Here is a 15,170-nt window from a genome sequence, read left to right as displayed (position 1 = left end):
CAATCTCCCCCCTTGAGGGGGAGATGGCCGGCAGGCCAGAGAGGGGTGGCCAAGACCATCTCGATAGCAATTCTGGCGTTCCTTACCACCGCGACGCTCGCCCATGCCGGCTCGTCGCTTGGCATCGGCAATACCGATCCCGGTGCAGGCCCGCCGCCGAACTTCGTCATTGAATATATGCCCTGGCTGGCCAAGCTGATGTTCTGGATTAACACCATGCAGGCGCAGTTCTATCGGCCCCTGGTCGCGGCCCTGAAGGGCATGCGCACCGATTTCTGGCAGGTTTGGCCGTTGGTTGGTGTCTCCTTTCTCTACGGTGTCTTCCATGCCGCAGGTCCCGGCCACGGCAAGGCGGTGATTTCGTCCTACATGATCGCCAACAAGATCGAGTTGAAGCGCGGCATCGTGATCTCCTTCCTCTCCGCCCTGCTGCAGGGGATGATGGCGATCGTTGTCGTCACCGCTGGCTTCCTCATCCTGCGCGGCACGACAATCACCATGAACGATGCACAGAAATGGCTCGAAGTCGGCTCGTTTGCGCTGATCGTCGTCTTCGGCATGTACATGCTGGTGCGCAAGCTGCGTAGCCTGATGTGGCGGCCTGTGCTTGAGCTGGCGCCGGTCGGCCCGGAGCTCGCCGTTGCCGGCATGGGCAGCATGAATTTTCGCGAGGGCATCGAGCGCGGCCATCGCCATGGTCCCGGCCTCAACCATCCGCATGCGCACACGGCCGGCGAGGTCTGCGAAGTCTGCGGGCATGCGCATGTGCCATCCGTCGACATGGTCGCGGGCGAGGAATTCTCGCTCGCCTCGGCCTGGACGGCAATCATCGCCGTGGGCTTGCGGCCCTGCACGGGCGCACTCTTCGTGCTGACTTTCTGCTTCCTCAACGGGCTTTATCTCGGGGGCGCGCTCTCGGTGCTCGGCATGTCGATCGGCACCGCGATCACCGTATCGATCCTGGCGACGATTGCCGTCATGGCCAAGGGGACGGCGTTGAAGATCGCCGGCGACGGCTCGGCCGGCCTGTGGATCGGCAATGCCGTGGAATTGCTGGCCGCCGTCTTCGTCATCCTGTTCGGATTGCTGTTCCTGCTCGCCTCGCTCTACGACTGATAAAATAGCGACACGCTCTGGTAAAAGCGTCGGCGGCAGCGCACATAGAGGCCGCCGATTTTCTTTTTCAGGACACCGAAAATATGAGCATCACCCTTCATTCCGTCGCCACGCTTTCCATCCTGCCGCGCTTCAAAGGCCTCAAGGCCGCGCTTGACCAGGCCGAAGCGCTTTGCATCGAGCGCAAGATCGACCCTTCGGTCTTTCTCAATGCCCGGCTTGCGCCCGACATGCGCAGCCTGACCAATCAGGTGCAGCTCGCTTCCGACCATGCCAAAGGGTCCTTCTATCGCACCGCCGGCCTGCCGAACCCGTCGCTGCCCGATACCGAATCGAGCTTCGCCGAACTGCACGCGCGCATCGACAAGACGATCGAGCTCATTAAAGCCGTGACGCCCGAGCAGATGAACGGCCGCGACGACGCGATCGTCGAGCTGAAACTCGGCAGCGGCGTGCGACAGTTCACCGCACATGATTACCTGATCGGCTTCGCCCTTCCGAATTTCTATTTCCACGTCACCACCGCCTACGACATCCTGCGCCACAACGGCCTGCCGCTCGGCAAGATCCTCTATATGGGCGCCTGATCGCAGCTTGCAGACAGTCAACGGGCGTTCCTTGCCGGCTGGCGAAGGGCGCCCGTTTTTTGACCGGAGCTTAAAGTACCAAATTCTGATTTACGTACCTCAAAATCTGTTGTAAGACGAGCCGCAGGGAGGACACCATGCGGCCAACAGTACATGACATCGCTGAGGCGGCGGGCGTCAGCCTTGCTACGGTGGATCGCGTGCTGAACCGCCGGCCGGGCGTCCGCGCCGAGACGCGGGCACGGGTTGAGGATGCGATCGGCCGCATCGGCTTCGTTCGTGACATGGCTGCGGCCAATCTCGCCAAGGGCCGTGTCTATCCGCTGGCCTTCGTCATTCCCGGCAGCGATAATTCCTTCATGGTCGAATTGCGCCGCGAGGTCGGCGAGGCGATCAAGCGCTCGCCGCTGGAACGGACCAGCCTCCACTGCATCGAGGTTCCGGCCTTCGACGCGCACCGGCTGGCGGAAGCGCTGGACGGTTTATTCGCCGATCCGCCCGCCGGTGTTGCGGTCGTTGCTGTCGATGCGCCGGAGGTGCATGCGGCCATCGGCCGGCTGCGGCAGCAGGGTGTCGCCGTGGTTACCCTGGTCTCCGACCTGCCGGGTTCGGAGCGCGACCATTTCGCCGGCGTCGACAATGTCGCGGCTGGCCGCACCGCCGGCAGCCTGATGGGCCGGTTCCTGAACGGGCAGCAGGGCAGCGTCGCCGTCATCGCCGGCTCGATGCTGGTGGGCGACCATCGCGACCGCCTTGCCGGATTTTCCGCGCGGCTCGCAGAGATCAATTCCGGCCTCGATATCCTGCCGGTTGTGGAAGGGCAGGACGATCCGTCGCGGCTGCATGATCTCGTTGGTCATCTCCTGCACCAGCATCCCGGGCTGGCCGGCATCTACAATCTCGGCGCCGGCAACCGCGGCCTCATCCGGGCGATCCGCGAGCGGCAATCCGGCGCCCGGCGGCCGGTCGTCATCGCGCACGAACTGACACCGTTTACGCGCGAGGCGTTGAATGCCGAGCTCATCGATGCGATCCTCAACCAGGATCCCGGCCACGAGGTTCGCAGCGCCATCCGCGTGATGAAGGCCAAGGCCGATGGCGTGCCTGTTATCGATGCGCAGGAGCGCATCCGCATCGACATTTTCTTGAAGGACAATCTGCCCTGAGCGGCAGCAGGAGGCATCATGTATCTCGGTCTCGATCTCGGCACGTCCGGCGTCAAAGCCATGCTGATGGACGACCAGCAGAAGATTATCGGCTCGGCGAGCGGTTCGCTCGACGTGTCGCGGCCGCATTCGGGCTGGTCTGAACAGGATCCGGCGCATTGGATAAGGGCGACCGAAGAGGCGATCGCCGGCCTCAAGGCAGCCCATCCGAAGGAATTGGCTGCGGTCAAGGGCATCGGCCTCTCAGGCCAGATGCATGGTGCGACGCTGATCGATGCCGATGACAAGGTGTTGCGGCCCTGCATCCTCTGGAATGATACGCGCTCCTATCAGGAAGCGGCGGCGCTCGACGCTGATCCGCGTTTCCGCGCCATTACCGGCAATATCGTTTTCCCCGGTTTCACCGCGCCAAAACTGGTCTGGGTGAAGAACAACGAGCCGGATGTCTTCGCCAGGGTGAAGAAGGTGTTGCTGCCGAAGGATTATCTCAGGCTTTGGCTCGCCGGCGAGTATATTTCGGAAATGTCGGATTCGGCCGGCACAAGCTGGCTCGATACCGGCAAACGTGCCTGGTCTGCCGATCTGCTCGCCGCCACCGGTCTCGACGAGAGCCAGATGCCGTCCTTGGTCGAAGGCACCGATAGAGCCGGCACACTACGCAGCGAACTGGCGGCCAAATGGGGCATGGGCTCAGGCGTGGTGATTGCCGGCGGTGCCGGCGACAATGCGGCTTCGGCCTGCGGCATGGGCACGGTCAGCGAGGGTCATGCCTTCGTCTCGCTCGGTACGTCCGGCGTGCTGTTTGCCGCCAATGCCCGCTACCTGCCCAATCCGGCCAGCGCCGTGCACGCCTTCTGCCACGCGCTGCCGAACACCTGGCACCAGATGGGCGTCATCCTTTCTGCGACCGATGCGCTTAACTGGTATTCCGGCATCACCGGCAAAGGTGCTGCGGAACTGACGAAGGAACTCGGCGATGACTTGAAGGCGCCGAGTTCGGTGACCTTCCTGCCCTATCTTTCCGGCGAACGCACGCCGCATAACGATGCGAAGATCCGCGGCGTCTTCACCGGCCTGGGTCACGAGTCGGAGCGGGTCGTTCTGACGCAGGCGGTGCTCGAAGGCGTGACCTTCGCCATCCGCGACAATCTCGAAGCCTTGAAGAGCGCCGGCACACGTATCGCCCGCGTCACCGCCATCGGCGGCGGTTCGCGTTCGCGCTACTGGCTGAAGTCGATCGCCACCTCGCTCGGCATTCCGGTCGACATTCCCGCCGATGGCGATTTCGGCGCGGCTTTTGGCGCCGCACGGCTCGGTCTGATCGCCGCCACCGGTGCCGATCCGGTCGCGGTCTGCACGCCGCCTGCCACGGATGAGACGATCGAGCCCGATAGCGCGCTGACGCTTGCCTACGAGGCGGCCTATGCGCGCTATCGGTCGGTATATCCGGCGATTTCGGCGCTTGGGCAATAAGATGACAGTTCTCGCGATGCGCTAAACGACCCCGCGCGACGCAGACAATAACGAACACTAACCTAAGGAGACAACTATGAGCACCGGCTTTTTCGGCACGATCGAGAAGATCAAATATGAGGGTCCGGACAGCACCAATCCGCTGGCCTATCGCCACTACAATCCCGATGAGATCGTCATGGGCAAGCGCATGGAAGACCATCTGCGCTTTGCGGTGGCCTATTGGCACACCTTCGTCTGGCCCGGCACCGACCCGTTCGGCGGCAACACGTTCGAGCGTCCCTGGTTCAACAACACCATGGAAGCGGCCAAGCTGAAGGCCGACGTCGCCTTCGAATTCTTCACCCTGCTTGGCACGCCGTTCTACTGCTTCCACGACGCCGACGTGCGGCCCGAGGGCAGCAACTTTGCTGAAAACACCAAAAACCTCAACGAGATCGTCGACTATTTCGCCGAGAAGCAGGCCCAGACCGGCGTCAAGCTGCTCTGGGGCACGGCGAACCTCTTCTCGCATCGCCGCTATATGTCGGGTGCCGCCACCAATCCCGATCCGGATGTGTTCGCCTTTGCCGCTGCGACGGTCAAGACCTGCATCGACGCCACCAAGAAACTCGGCGGCCAGAACTATGTGCTCTGGGGCGGCCGCGAAGGCTATGAGACTCTGCTCAACACCGATCTCAAGCACGAACTGGACCAGATGGGCCGTTTCCTCAATCTCGTCGTCGAATACAAGCACAAGATCGGCTTCGAGGGCACGATCCTGATCGAGCCGAAGCCGCAGGAGCCGTCCAAGCACCAGTATGATTACGACGTCGCCACGGTTTACGGCTTCCTCAAGAAGTACGGCCTGGAAAACGAGGTGAAGGTCAATATCGAGCAGGGCCATGCCATTCTCGCCGGCCACACCTTCGAGCACGAACTGTCGCTTGCCAATGCGCTCGGCATTTTCGGCTCGATCGACATGAACCGCAACGATTATCAGTCGGGCTGGGACACCGACCAGTTCCCCAACAACGTGCCGGAAATGGCGCTGGCCTTCTACCAGGTCCTGGCCGGTGGCGGCTTCAAGAATGGCGGCACCAATTTCGACGCCAAGCTGCGCCGCCAGTCACTCGATCCGGAAGACCTGCTGATCGGCCATATCGGCGGTATCGATTGCTGCGCCCGCGGCCTCAAGGCGGCTGTGCAGATGATCGAGGACAAGGCGCTTTCCGATCCGCTCGAGGCTCGTTATGCCGGCTGGAAGGTGCCTGAGGCGCGGAAAATGCTCGACGGCGGTTATACGCTGGAAGAAATCGAGGCTTGGGTTGTCAATTCCAACGTCAACCCGCGGCCGAAGTCCGGCAAGCAGGAAGCGCTGGAGAACGTGGTCAACCGGTACGTTTGATAGTTACCTCTTCTCCCCATCGGGGAGAAGATGTCCGAAGGACAGATGAGGGGGCTTCCTGGGCGAGGCGGCCCCCTCATCCGGCCCTACTGGGTCGAGCCACTCGTCTCGACCCGTCCTCTGGACCCTTCTCCCCGAGGGGAGAAGAGGACACCACTGTCACCCAAGGCTTTCCTCAAAGAGCGTCAGCAGGCGCTTCCAATGCCGCTCGGCGCCGGTTTCGTCATAGACGCCGTCGCGATCCGGGACGGTCCAGCCATGCTTCATCCCGACATAATTTTCGATGATGTGGTCGACCTCGGCCACCCGGAATGCCTCGGCAAGCCGGGCGGACTGTTCGGGCGGGAAACTGCCGTCGACGCCGGCAACGCCGACATAGACGCGGCCCCTGATCTGGCTGGCCAAGCGGTGCGGGCTATCCTCCGCGTCGCTGGCGAGATTGCCGCCGTGGAAGCTTGCCGCGGCCGCAATGCGGTCCGGATAGGTCGCAAGCGCGGTGATCGCGCGGCCGCCGGCCATGCAATAACCGGTCACGCCGACCGGTCCCTTGACGCCCTCGGCGTCGAGCGCGTCCAGGAAGGCGGCGGTATCGGCCCTGGTCATGGCGTGGCTCGTGCCGCGGATCATCGTCATGACCTGGTTGCGATCGGCCTCGACATTGAAGGCATTGCCGCTGAATGGGCCATAGGCACCGAAGCGGTAGAAGAGATCGGGCAGCAGGACGACGTAGCCGGCATCCGCAAGCCGCTGGGCCATGTCGAACATCGCATCCCGGATGCCGATGCCGTCCATGTAGAACAGGACGCCCTTGGCGGTCTCTGCGCCATCCGGGCGGAAAACCCAAGCCCTGGCGGTACCATCGGCAGTTTTGATCTCGATCTCGCGTTTCATGATAATTCCCTTGCACTTGACAGCCGGCAGACGGCTTTTGCAATTTGTCAAATGGCCGTGACCGGCTCAAGACAAATTGGCGTGTCCGGCTGCAAGGGATTTATGGGGCTTCAGTTCACCGCATTGAAAGCGAGCACCGCGTTGTCGGGTTGAAGCGCTTCGAAATCGACGCCGTCGCCCTGTGCCAGCGTCAGGACTTCCCGTCCGCTGTCATCCGTGAGCGTCACGGTATTGTCCGCGTTCTGCGTCCAGTTGCGTACCTCGCCAAGGCCGGGCCAGACCGTTTCGCAATCATGGCCGGGCCTGACGTCGCTGGAATGGCCGCTTTGGCGGTTGCCGCGGGTCAGCAGGCAGGCCGTGCCGTTTTCCATGTTCGAGACGGTGAAATCCAGATTGGTTTTGTTGACCGAAGCGGTCACGACCGGATCTGGCGCCGGCTCTTTCGCCGGGCCGAGCATCCACAATCCAAAACCGCCGACGCAAAGCGTCAGGATGAGCGCGCGCATGCCCATGATCCGCTCCATCTTGGTGCCGTCCCCAGGTTTTGAGGCGGCGCCGGGCGCGCATGCCCGGCTTGAAGGAACAATGATGCGGTGCAAAACTTGCCGGAGGATTAACGATTTTCGGAATATGGTAAAATTCTAATTAAATTCTCCCTGTTTTGCGGATGCCGTTATCCTGAAGCCGGGGCCCACTTTCGGGCAACATGCTATCTGTTCCACGGCGTCTCCGGCACCGGGGTGACCGGTGCGCCCTTCTCAAGGAAGGAGATGACGTTGTCGGCGACGAGATCGGCCATGGCATTGCGGGTGACGACCGAGGCCGAGGCGACATGCGGCAGCAGCGAGACATTGTCGAACTTCAGCAGTGCTTCCGGCACATTCGGCTCGTCGTCGAACACATCCAGGCCGGCGCCGGCAATGTCGCCGTTTTCCAATGCCTTGATCAGGTCGTCCTCGCTCACCGTCCAGCCGCGGCCGACATTGATCAGCACGCCGTTCTTACCGAGCGCTCTGAGGATTTCCGTGTTGATGGTGCGACGTGTTTCCGCCGTCTTCGGCACGATGCAGACGAGCGTATCGACCGTCTCGGCCAATTCCTTCAGCGAGCCGACATAGTCATAGGGCACGGCGCTGTTGGGCCGGCGGGTGTGATAGCTGATCTTGACGTGGAAGGCTTCCAGGCGGCTGGCGATCTGCTGGCCGATGCGGCCCATGCCATAGATACCGATATGCCGGCCGCGCAGCGACAGCGGCGACAGGCGGAACGGTCCGTCCTTGACCCAGCGGCCGGCACGCAGCCAGTTCTCGGCCTGGGGCAGCAGGCGGATCGTGTTGAGCAGCAGGCCGATGGCCGTATCAGCCACTTCCTCATCGAGCACGTCGGGCGTGTTGGTGACGATGATGCCCTTGCTTGCGGCATGTTTGACGTCGACGCCGTCATAGCCGACGCCGAAATTGGCGATCAGCTTCAGTTTCGGAAGCGCGTCGATCAAGGCAGCCGAACTGCCGCTGGAGGCGACGGCTGCCACGACCTTTTCAGCCATTTCCGGCGTCACATCGGCCGGATTCGTGCTCTTCAATTCGATGAGGTCGAAGCGGCCGGTGAGACGTTCGCGCACGCGCGTGTGAACCTTGCCGATCAGGAGAACAGTGGTCATGGGAAATATCGTTACTTTCGCGGTTTCATGGGACCGGAAGACTGGCGGATGCGCATTTCCGGTTTGATGAGATGAAGGCCGTCGGGTTCGTGGCTGCCGGCCAGGCGATCGAGCAGTGCCCGCGCCGCGAGCCGGCCGACCTCCGACTGTCCGTTCCAGACGGTCGTCAGCGCCGGCGTGGCGATCGAAGCTTCCTCAAGATCGTCATAGCCGGAGACCGAGATGTCAACCCCTGGTGTCAGCCCCGCACGGGCGATGCCATTCATCAGGCCGATGGCGACGAGGTCGTTCCAGCAGACGGCGGCGGTGGGTTTGAGCGGCAGCGACAGGAAATGCACCGCCGCCTCGAAGCCGCTCTGGCGGGTGCGAGGGCCGGGAATCCTGAGTTCCGGCAGAACATCTATATTGGCCTTGCGGAGCGCATTGACATAGCCCTGGTAGCGGTCGCGGCCGGTCGAGGTCTGGTCCGTGCCGCCGACCATGGCGATCACCTTGTGGCCGAGCGAGATCAGGTGGTTGGTGGCGAGCGAGATGCCATAGCTGTCATCGCCGCGGAAGGCAGGCAGGCTGACGCCCTCGATGGTGCGGGCGACGAGGATGACCGGCATGCCGTTTTCCTCGGCCAGTTCCAGGTCCTCCGGCGGCGTGCCGATGGCCGGCGACATGATGATGCCGTCGCCGCCGAGCTGCAGCATCGTCTCGATGAAATTGCGCTGCTTTTCGACCGAGTCGTAGTGATTGGAGAGGATGAACGTGTGCTGGCTGCGGTCGAGTTCGCTCTCGATCGCTTTCAGGATTTCGGCGTAGAACGGGTTCATGATGTCGTGGACGATGACACCGATAATGCCCGAGCGCGAGGTACGCAGGCTCGCGGCGCGCCGATTGTAGATATAGCCCAGTGCGCGCGCCTGTTCCTTGATTTTGTCACGGGTGGAGACGGCAACCAGCGGGCTGTCGCGCAGCGCCAGCGAAACCGTGGCGGTCGATACGCCCAGGGTCTCGGCTATGGTCGATAGTTTAATCTTCTGGGCCATACAGCCTCCCGCACGCACGACCCGCCGAACTCAAAAAACGGCGGCACCGATCTGCATATCTCCCTAAATCGATTGAGGTAGCACAGAATCGCGCATCTGCAACGCCTCCGTCACGCCGGAAGCGTATTATTCCCCATTTCCCTCGTCATCATCGGCCTGATCGCCGAAATTGCGATTGATCCGGCGCAGCACCTTGGAGAATTGGCGGATTTCCTTGTCGGTCAGACCGTCGAAAGCAAAAGCCTCTGTCGCCTTGATCGCATAGGCGATGGCGCCGACATGCCGTTGCCCTTCGGGCGTCAGCGTGGCGCGCATCTGCCGGCCGTCGGTCTCTCCCGGCAATTTCTGGATGAAGCCCTGCGCCTCCATGCGCGACAGCGTCCGGGTCATGGTCGGGGGCTTGACGCCGAGTTCGGTGGCAATCGCGCCTGCGGTCATGGATTCCTTGCCGGCGAGCGCCAGAATGACCGCGTCCTGGCCGGCATAGATGCTGCTTGCCGACAGCGAATTGGTGAGGAAGGTCCGCATCGAGCGAGCTGCGCGGGTGATTTCCGGCTGCAGCGTGCCTGCCACATATCGCTCTTTCGGCTTGTCGTCCTTCTCCTTCTTGTCGCCCTTGTCCTTCTTGACCATGTCCGCCCCGGTCTTTGCTTAAATCTGCGGAGACTGTATGACTGAAGCGCAAGGCGCATGGCAAGGGGAAGTTGGACAGAATGGCCGATCACGAAAAAAACCCTCGAACCATTGCCGTCCTGCCACTCGGAGCCCACGAATATCATGGTCCGCATCTGCCGCTCGACACCGATACGCTGATCGCAGAGGGCATCGCCGAGCGCCTGAAGGAGGCGCTGCCGCAGCATATCGAGATGCTGTTCCTCGAGGCCGATCCGATCGGCTATTCGATCGAGCATTCCGACCGCGAGGGTACCCGCTCGCTCGCCTTCAACGAGGCCGTCGAGGGCTGGCTCGATATCGCCGACAACCTGATGCAGAGCGGCGTGGAAAAGCTCATCCTGCTCAACGCCCATGGCGGCAATTCACCACTGCTCACCATCGTCGCCACCGAGGCGCGGGTGCGGTTCAAAATGCTATGCGTGACGACGAGCTGGACGCGCTTCGGCGTGCCCGATGGCGTGATCACGCCTGCGGAAAAAGCGCTCGACATCCATGGCGGCGCCATCGAGACTTCGGTGATGCTGGCGCTGCATCCGGATAAGGTCGATATGTCGCTGGCGCAGAATTTCCCCTCGCGGCAGAGCTATTTCGCCCGCGATTTCGGCCATCTGCGCGCCTATGGGCCACATGCTTTCGGCTGGATGATGAGCGATCTCAATCCGGATGGGGCGGCGGGGGATGCGACGGCGGCGACGGCTGAGAAAGGCGAGGCGCTGATCGAGCATGCGGTGAAGGGGCTGGTGGAACTGGTCGAGGATGTCGACAGGTTCGATATGTCGATTTTTGGGGCGAGGCGCTCGCTGGTGGCAGACCTTTGAGATATCTCTCGACCGCATTTGCAATCACTCTGGCCGCCGCGTGCGCTGCCTGTGCCATGAGGATATCACCATTACGCATTCACGACGATGGCGTGGTAGAGACGCGGCCCAAAGGGTATTTCGGAACGTTGGGCGATCGTTGGAGAAAAATCGAAATATCGCTTCCAAAGCAGAATGTGAAATGGCTCCACGAGTGGGAATCCACTTTTTTTGTCGAGATAACCAATTGTGAAGGCAAAGGTTTGATGCCGTATGAGCTCTTTGTCAACGGAACTTCTGTAGCTCTGTTGTCAATGGAGGACGCAGAATTTGACCAGTTCTACAAGACCTTGAAGGATCCAGTGAAAGGTTACGTCTATATTGAAGAATCCAGATATGAGAACCAGCAGCACCTTTGCATGTCATTCGATGGCGGGAGCATGACTGCGGCAAAAGTCTGGAGCACCGAGTATGGGATTAAATAGTCGGTGCTTTGGGGGCCGCTGGGCTTCGGCCTAGGCGTGGCCGTTCAACCCGTCTATCCATCCCGCGAAGCCGTGCAAGGCTCGCTGCAACTCCTCTTGTCGTTTCCGGTCGGCAAACATCCCTGCAATCTCATCCGGCGTCCGGCTGATGAGATGGATGTGGATGCCGACCTCCGGCATTACTGCCACCGACATGGTGCGCAGCACCTCGGACAGCGCCGCGTGCGAGATGTCGTTGCGGCTCGACGCTCTGAGCAGCATCGCAGGCTTGTGCGGGATCTCGTCGCGCGATACCAGCCAATCGAGCAGGTTCTTCAGCCCGCCCGGAATGCCATGGGCATATTCCGGGCAGGAGATGATCAGGCCGTCGGCTTCGCGAACCTTTTGGCCGAGGTCGTTGACGGCCTGTGGCGTCAGATCGCCTTCGCGATCGGGATTGAAGATCGGCAGGTCGCCCATGCCGTCATAGAGTTCGATGGCGATGCCGTCCGGTGCATCTTTCGCCATGGCGCGCAGCAGCGCCGTGTTGGTGGAAACACGGCGCAGGCTGCCCGATATGGCGAGGAAGCGCTTCACGGCCGATCAGGCGGCGTCGGTCTTGATATAGTTGCCCTTGGGGAATTCGTTGGCGAGCGCGCTATACCACTTGCCGCTCTTCTTCACCGTTCGGACCTGCGTCTGATAATCGACATGGACGAGACCGAAGCGCATCTTATAGCCCTCCGCCCATTCGAAATTGTCCATCAGCGACCAGGCGAAATAGCCGCGCAGCGGATAGCCTTCCTTGATCAGGTCTGCCGAGACCGACAGGTGGTCGATGTAGTAATCGAGCCGCGGCTGGTCGTCGACCTCGCCATTGACGCCGACGCCCATATTGTAGGCAGCGCCGTTTTCGGTGATGTAGAGGTCCGGCAGGTCGTAGCGGGCATAGAGGTCGTGCACGACGTGGCTAAGGCCCGTCGAATTGATCTCCCAGCCGATATCGGTCTTTTCCGGCTTGACGGCGGCGGCCTCCACGGTCGCCGGGAAGGCGGCGTTCGGGTTCGGATCGGCGGAGACGTGCTCGGGCCGGTAATAGTTCAGGCCCCACCAGTCGATTTTCTGCGAAATCGTCTTGAGGTCGCCGTCCTCGATCTTCGGCATGATATCGCCATAGGCGTCGAGCAGCGCCTGCGGGTAATGGCCCTTGAACACCGGGTCGAAGAAGATGCCGTTGTGGAAGGCATCGTGGCGGACGGCGGCGGCCTTGTCGGCCTCGCTACTAGAGCCCGGCATCACCGACATGGCATTGTAGACGATGCCGACCGGCAGTTTCGGCGCCTCAGTGCGGATCGCCTCGACGCCGAGGCCATGGGCGAGGTTGGTGAAGTGAGCGGCATGCAGCATGGCCTGCATGTTGCGCTCGCCCGGGGCATGGATGCCGTAGAGATGCGACAGGATCACCGAGCACCAGGGCTCGTTGAAGGTGGCAACCGCATCGAGCCGGTCGCCGAGGCGGCGGATCACCGTCTGGGCATAGCGCTGGAAGGCATAGGCCGTCGAGCGCGCCGTCCAGCCGCCGTCACCCATCAGCGTCAGCGGCAGGTCCCAATGGTAGAGCGTAGCGAAGGTCTTGATGCCGCGCGCCTTGCAGCCGTCGACGAGGCGGTCGTAGAAATCCAGGCCCTTTTCGTTCAGCGGGCCGGTGCCATCGGGATAGATGCGCGGCCAGGCGATCGAGAAGCGATAGGCTTCGACGCCGAGTTCCTTGATCAGGTCGAGGTCTTCATCCAGGCGGTTATAGTGGTCGCAGGCAATGTCGCCATTGTCGCGGCTATGCACCCGGCCCGGCATGTTGCAGAAGGCGTCCCAGATCGACGGCTTGCGGCCGTCGGCTTTGCTGGCGCCTTCGATCTGGAAGGCGGCGGTGGCGACGCCAAACACAAAATCTCCCGGGAAGCGGGCGGCGAGAATTTTCGGATCCATGCTGAATTTCCCCTTTTAGGGTGACGGACAGGCGCGTCGCGCCAGAGTTCGGAGGCGGTTTAGCCAAGCCGGGCCGGAAAGTCGAGTTACGAAATTTTTAAATCTGTAACGTTGCAGTTTGAATTGCCACGGCTGTTTGCGGGGCATAGACTTTATGGACCGGCGCTATTTCGGGTTCTTCTCCAGCCATTTGGTCATGTCATCGATTTCCTTCCTCTGGGCATCGATGATTTTCTGCGCCAATTGCCGCGCCCATTCATCCTTGCCGTATTTGAGCTCGACCTCGGACATCTGTACTGCGCCCATATGATGGGCGATCATGCCGCAGATGAAGGCGACGTCCGGCTTGTCTTGCATCATGCCTTGCGTCATCGCCGGATCCATCTGCTGCATGCCGCTCATGAAATCCTTCTGGAAGTCCTTCATCGGCATGCTGGACATGTCCATTTGCTGTTGCATCGCCATGCTCTCGCCGGGTTTTTCACATGCCTCGGGAAGAGTCATTTCCATCGAAAAAGCAGGGGTGGCGAGGATCGGGATCACGATCGAGATGGCAAATGCTGTCGTCTTGAGAATAGGATTCATGGTCAATCTCCAAAGCATTCAACATTATCGAGCAGCGTCATTGTGGCCGCAATTGGAAAGGGCGGCAAAATTGCCGCCCCGGTTTCTCATATTGATTGTCGTGACCCGCCGTCAGAGCTTCACCCAAGCGCCATTGCGCTTGGACGAATTGATGCAGGCCTCGACAAAGGCCACACCCTTCACGCCGTCCTCGACTGTCGGATAGATCACAGCCGGATCGACCGGCTTGCCGTTGCGCTTGGCGATGATCGCCTTGGCTGCTTCGGTGTAGATGGTGGCGAAGCCTTCCAGATAACCTTCCGGATGCCCCGATGGGATGCGGCTGACGCGGCCGGCGGCAGGACCGGCACCGGCGCCGTTGCGGGTGAGTAGAGTTTTCGGCTTGCCGAGTTCGGTATACCAGAGATAGTTCGGATCGGCCTGGACCCATTCGAGACCGCCCTTGGTGCCGTAGACGCGGACTTTCAGGCCGTTTTCGTGGCCGGGGGCGACCTGGCTGCACCAGAGCAAGCCCTTGGCGCCGCCTTTGAAGCGCATCATCACATGCGCATTGTCGTCGAGCTGGCGGCCGGCGACGAAGGTGTGGACGTCGGCGGCGAGTTCCTCGGCTTCGAGGCCAGAAATGAAGCAGCCGAGATTATAGGCATGCGTGCCGATGTCGCCAGTCGAACCGCCGGCGCCGGATTGCTTCGGGTCGGTGCGCCAGGCGGCCTGCTTCTGGCCGGTCTGTTCGATCGGCTCGGAAAGCCAATCCTGCGGATATTCCATCTGCACCAGGCGGATTTCGCCGAGCTCGCCGTTCTTGACCATTTCGCGGGCCTGCCGGACCATCGGATAGCCGGTGTAATTGTGCGTCAGGATGAACAGCGCATCGCTCTCCTTGGCAACTTTCAGCAGTTTCTTGGCGTCGGCGAGGTTGGAGGTCAGCGGCTTGTCGCAGACCACGTGGATACCGCGGGTCAAAAATTCCTTGGCGGCCGGGTAGTGCATGTGGTTCGGCGTGACGATCGCCACGGCTTCGATGCCGTTCTTGAGCTTGGCTTCGCGGATCGCCATGGATTTGAAATCGTCATAGGTGCGCGACGGGTCGAGGCCGAGTTCGGCGCCGGACTGGCGTGCTTTCTCCGGCGTCGACGAGAGCGCGCCGGCGACGAAGTCATAGTGATCGTCGATGCGCGCCGCGATGCGGTGCACCGCGCCAATAAAGGCGCCCGAGCCGCCGCCCACCATGCCGAGCTTGATGCGCGGCTCGAATTTTTCCGTCGTTCCTTCGATGGCCATGTGGTTTCTCCTGTTCTTGTTGGTTGGCAGCCGTGGTACCCCCCCCTCTGCCCGGCAGGGCAGAGGGG

The 15,170-nt window shown here is 61.6% G+C and carries 16 protein-coding genes; 7 read left to right on the top strand and 9 right to left on the bottom strand.

Annotated features, from left to right (window positions below):
- Window positions 1-45: 45 nt before the first annotated feature.
- The 5 genes from AC1DYF_RS15580 (at window position 46) to xylA (ending at window position 5,729) form a co-directional block, all read left to right on the top strand.
- On the top strand, window positions 46-1,116 hold the full coding sequence (locus AC1DYF_RS15580; RefSeq protein ID WP_477877646.1) for a nickel/cobalt transporter: 1,071 nt from the start codon (window positions 46-48) through the stop codon (window positions 1,114-1,116).
- 83 nt (window positions 1,117-1,199) lie between these two features.
- Window positions 1,200-1,703, top strand: a complete 504-nt coding sequence (locus tag AC1DYF_RS15575; RefSeq protein ID WP_477877645.1) for a DUF1993 domain-containing protein — start codon at window positions 1,200-1,202, stop codon at window positions 1,701-1,703.
- A gap of 137 nt (window positions 1,704-1,840) precedes the next feature.
- Window positions 1,841-2,869 (top strand): LacI family DNA-binding transcriptional regulator, encoded by a 1,029-nt coding sequence (locus AC1DYF_RS15570; protein ID WP_477877644.1) that lies wholly within the window; start codon window positions 1,841-1,843, stop codon window positions 2,867-2,869.
- Between the two features lie 18 nt (window positions 2,870-2,887).
- Window positions 2,888-4,342 (top strand): xylulokinase, encoded by a 1,455-nt coding sequence (gene xylB, locus AC1DYF_RS15565; protein ID WP_477877643.1) that lies wholly within the window; start codon window positions 2,888-2,890, stop codon window positions 4,340-4,342.
- A 76-nt stretch (window positions 4,343-4,418) separates the two neighbouring features.
- Window positions 4,419-5,729, top strand: coding sequence for a xylose isomerase (gene xylA, locus AC1DYF_RS15560; RefSeq protein ID WP_477877642.1), 1,311 nt, complete (start codon window positions 4,419-4,421; stop codon window positions 5,727-5,729).
- A gap of 159 nt (window positions 5,730-5,888) precedes the next feature.
- Here xylA and AC1DYF_RS15555 read toward each other — a convergent pair whose 3' ends face one another.
- The 5 genes from AC1DYF_RS15555 to AC1DYF_RS15535 all read right to left on the bottom strand — a co-directional run bounded on the left by AC1DYF_RS15555 (window position 5,889) and on the right by AC1DYF_RS15535 (window position 9,947).
- Window positions 5,889-6,620, bottom strand: coding sequence for a dienelactone hydrolase family protein (locus AC1DYF_RS15555; protein WP_477877641.1), 732 nt, complete (start codon window positions 6,618-6,620; stop codon window positions 5,889-5,891).
- A gap of 110 nt (window positions 6,621-6,730) precedes the next feature.
- Complete coding sequence (locus AC1DYF_RS15550; RefSeq protein WP_477877640.1) at window positions 6,731-7,132, bottom strand: hypothetical protein; 402 nt, start codon at window positions 7,130-7,132, stop codon at window positions 6,731-6,733.
- Between the two features lie 197 nt (window positions 7,133-7,329).
- Complete coding sequence (locus tag AC1DYF_RS15545; RefSeq protein ID WP_477877639.1) at window positions 7,330-8,280, bottom strand: 2-hydroxyacid dehydrogenase; 951 nt, start codon at window positions 8,278-8,280, stop codon at window positions 7,330-7,332.
- Window positions 8,281-8,291: 11 nt separating this feature from the next.
- Window positions 8,292-9,314: a LacI family DNA-binding transcriptional regulator gene (locus AC1DYF_RS15540; protein ID WP_477877638.1), complete on the bottom strand. Its 1,023-nt coding sequence runs from the start codon at window positions 9,312-9,314 to the stop codon at window positions 8,292-8,294.
- 126 nt (window positions 9,315-9,440) lie between these two features.
- Window positions 9,441-9,947, bottom strand: coding sequence for a MarR family winged helix-turn-helix transcriptional regulator (locus tag AC1DYF_RS15535; protein WP_477877637.1), 507 nt, complete (start codon window positions 9,945-9,947; stop codon window positions 9,441-9,443).
- A gap of 80 nt (window positions 9,948-10,027) precedes the next feature.
- Here AC1DYF_RS15535 and AC1DYF_RS15530 point away from each other — a divergent pair, with 80 nt between their 5' ends.
- Both AC1DYF_RS15530 and AC1DYF_RS15525 read left to right on the top strand, forming a co-directional pair.
- On the top strand, window positions 10,028-10,807 hold the full coding sequence (locus AC1DYF_RS15530; protein ID WP_477877636.1) for a creatininase family protein: 780 nt from the start codon (window positions 10,028-10,030) through the stop codon (window positions 10,805-10,807).
- A complete protein-coding gene (locus AC1DYF_RS15525) occupies window positions 10,804-11,271 on the top strand; it encodes a hypothetical protein (protein WP_477877635.1) in 468 nt (155 codons plus the stop codon). The genes AC1DYF_RS15530 and AC1DYF_RS15525 overlap by 4 nt, the downstream gene beginning before the upstream one ends.
- 30 nt (window positions 11,272-11,301) lie before the next feature.
- Here the strand turns inward: AC1DYF_RS15525 and AC1DYF_RS15520 are convergent, their stop codons facing one another.
- The 4 genes from AC1DYF_RS15520 to AC1DYF_RS15505 form a co-directional block, all read right to left on the bottom strand.
- Window positions 11,302-11,847, bottom strand: a complete 546-nt coding sequence (locus tag AC1DYF_RS15520; RefSeq protein ID WP_477877634.1) for an NADPH-dependent FMN reductase — start codon at window positions 11,845-11,847, stop codon at window positions 11,302-11,304.
- A 6-nt stretch (window positions 11,848-11,853) separates the two neighbouring features.
- The gene (locus AC1DYF_RS15515) at window positions 11,854-13,236 is read right to left on the bottom strand and encodes a GH1 family beta-glucosidase (RefSeq protein WP_477877633.1); all 1,383 of its coding nucleotides are present in this window, start codon (window positions 13,234-13,236) and stop codon (window positions 11,854-11,856) included.
- A gap of 165 nt (window positions 13,237-13,401) precedes the next feature.
- Window positions 13,402-13,821: a CopM family metallochaperone gene (gene copM / locus AC1DYF_RS15510; protein WP_477877632.1), complete on the bottom strand. Its 420-nt coding sequence runs from the start codon at window positions 13,819-13,821 to the stop codon at window positions 13,402-13,404.
- Window positions 13,822-13,932: 111 nt separating this feature from the next.
- Window positions 13,933-15,102, bottom strand: a complete 1,170-nt coding sequence (locus AC1DYF_RS15505; RefSeq protein WP_477877631.1) for a Gfo/Idh/MocA family protein — start codon at window positions 15,100-15,102, stop codon at window positions 13,933-13,935.
- Window positions 15,103-15,170: the final 68 nt, after the last annotated feature.

Source organism: Rhizobium sp. P2_G9 (assembly GCF_056403475.1).
This window is presented reverse-complemented; position numbering and strand designations above follow the sequence as displayed.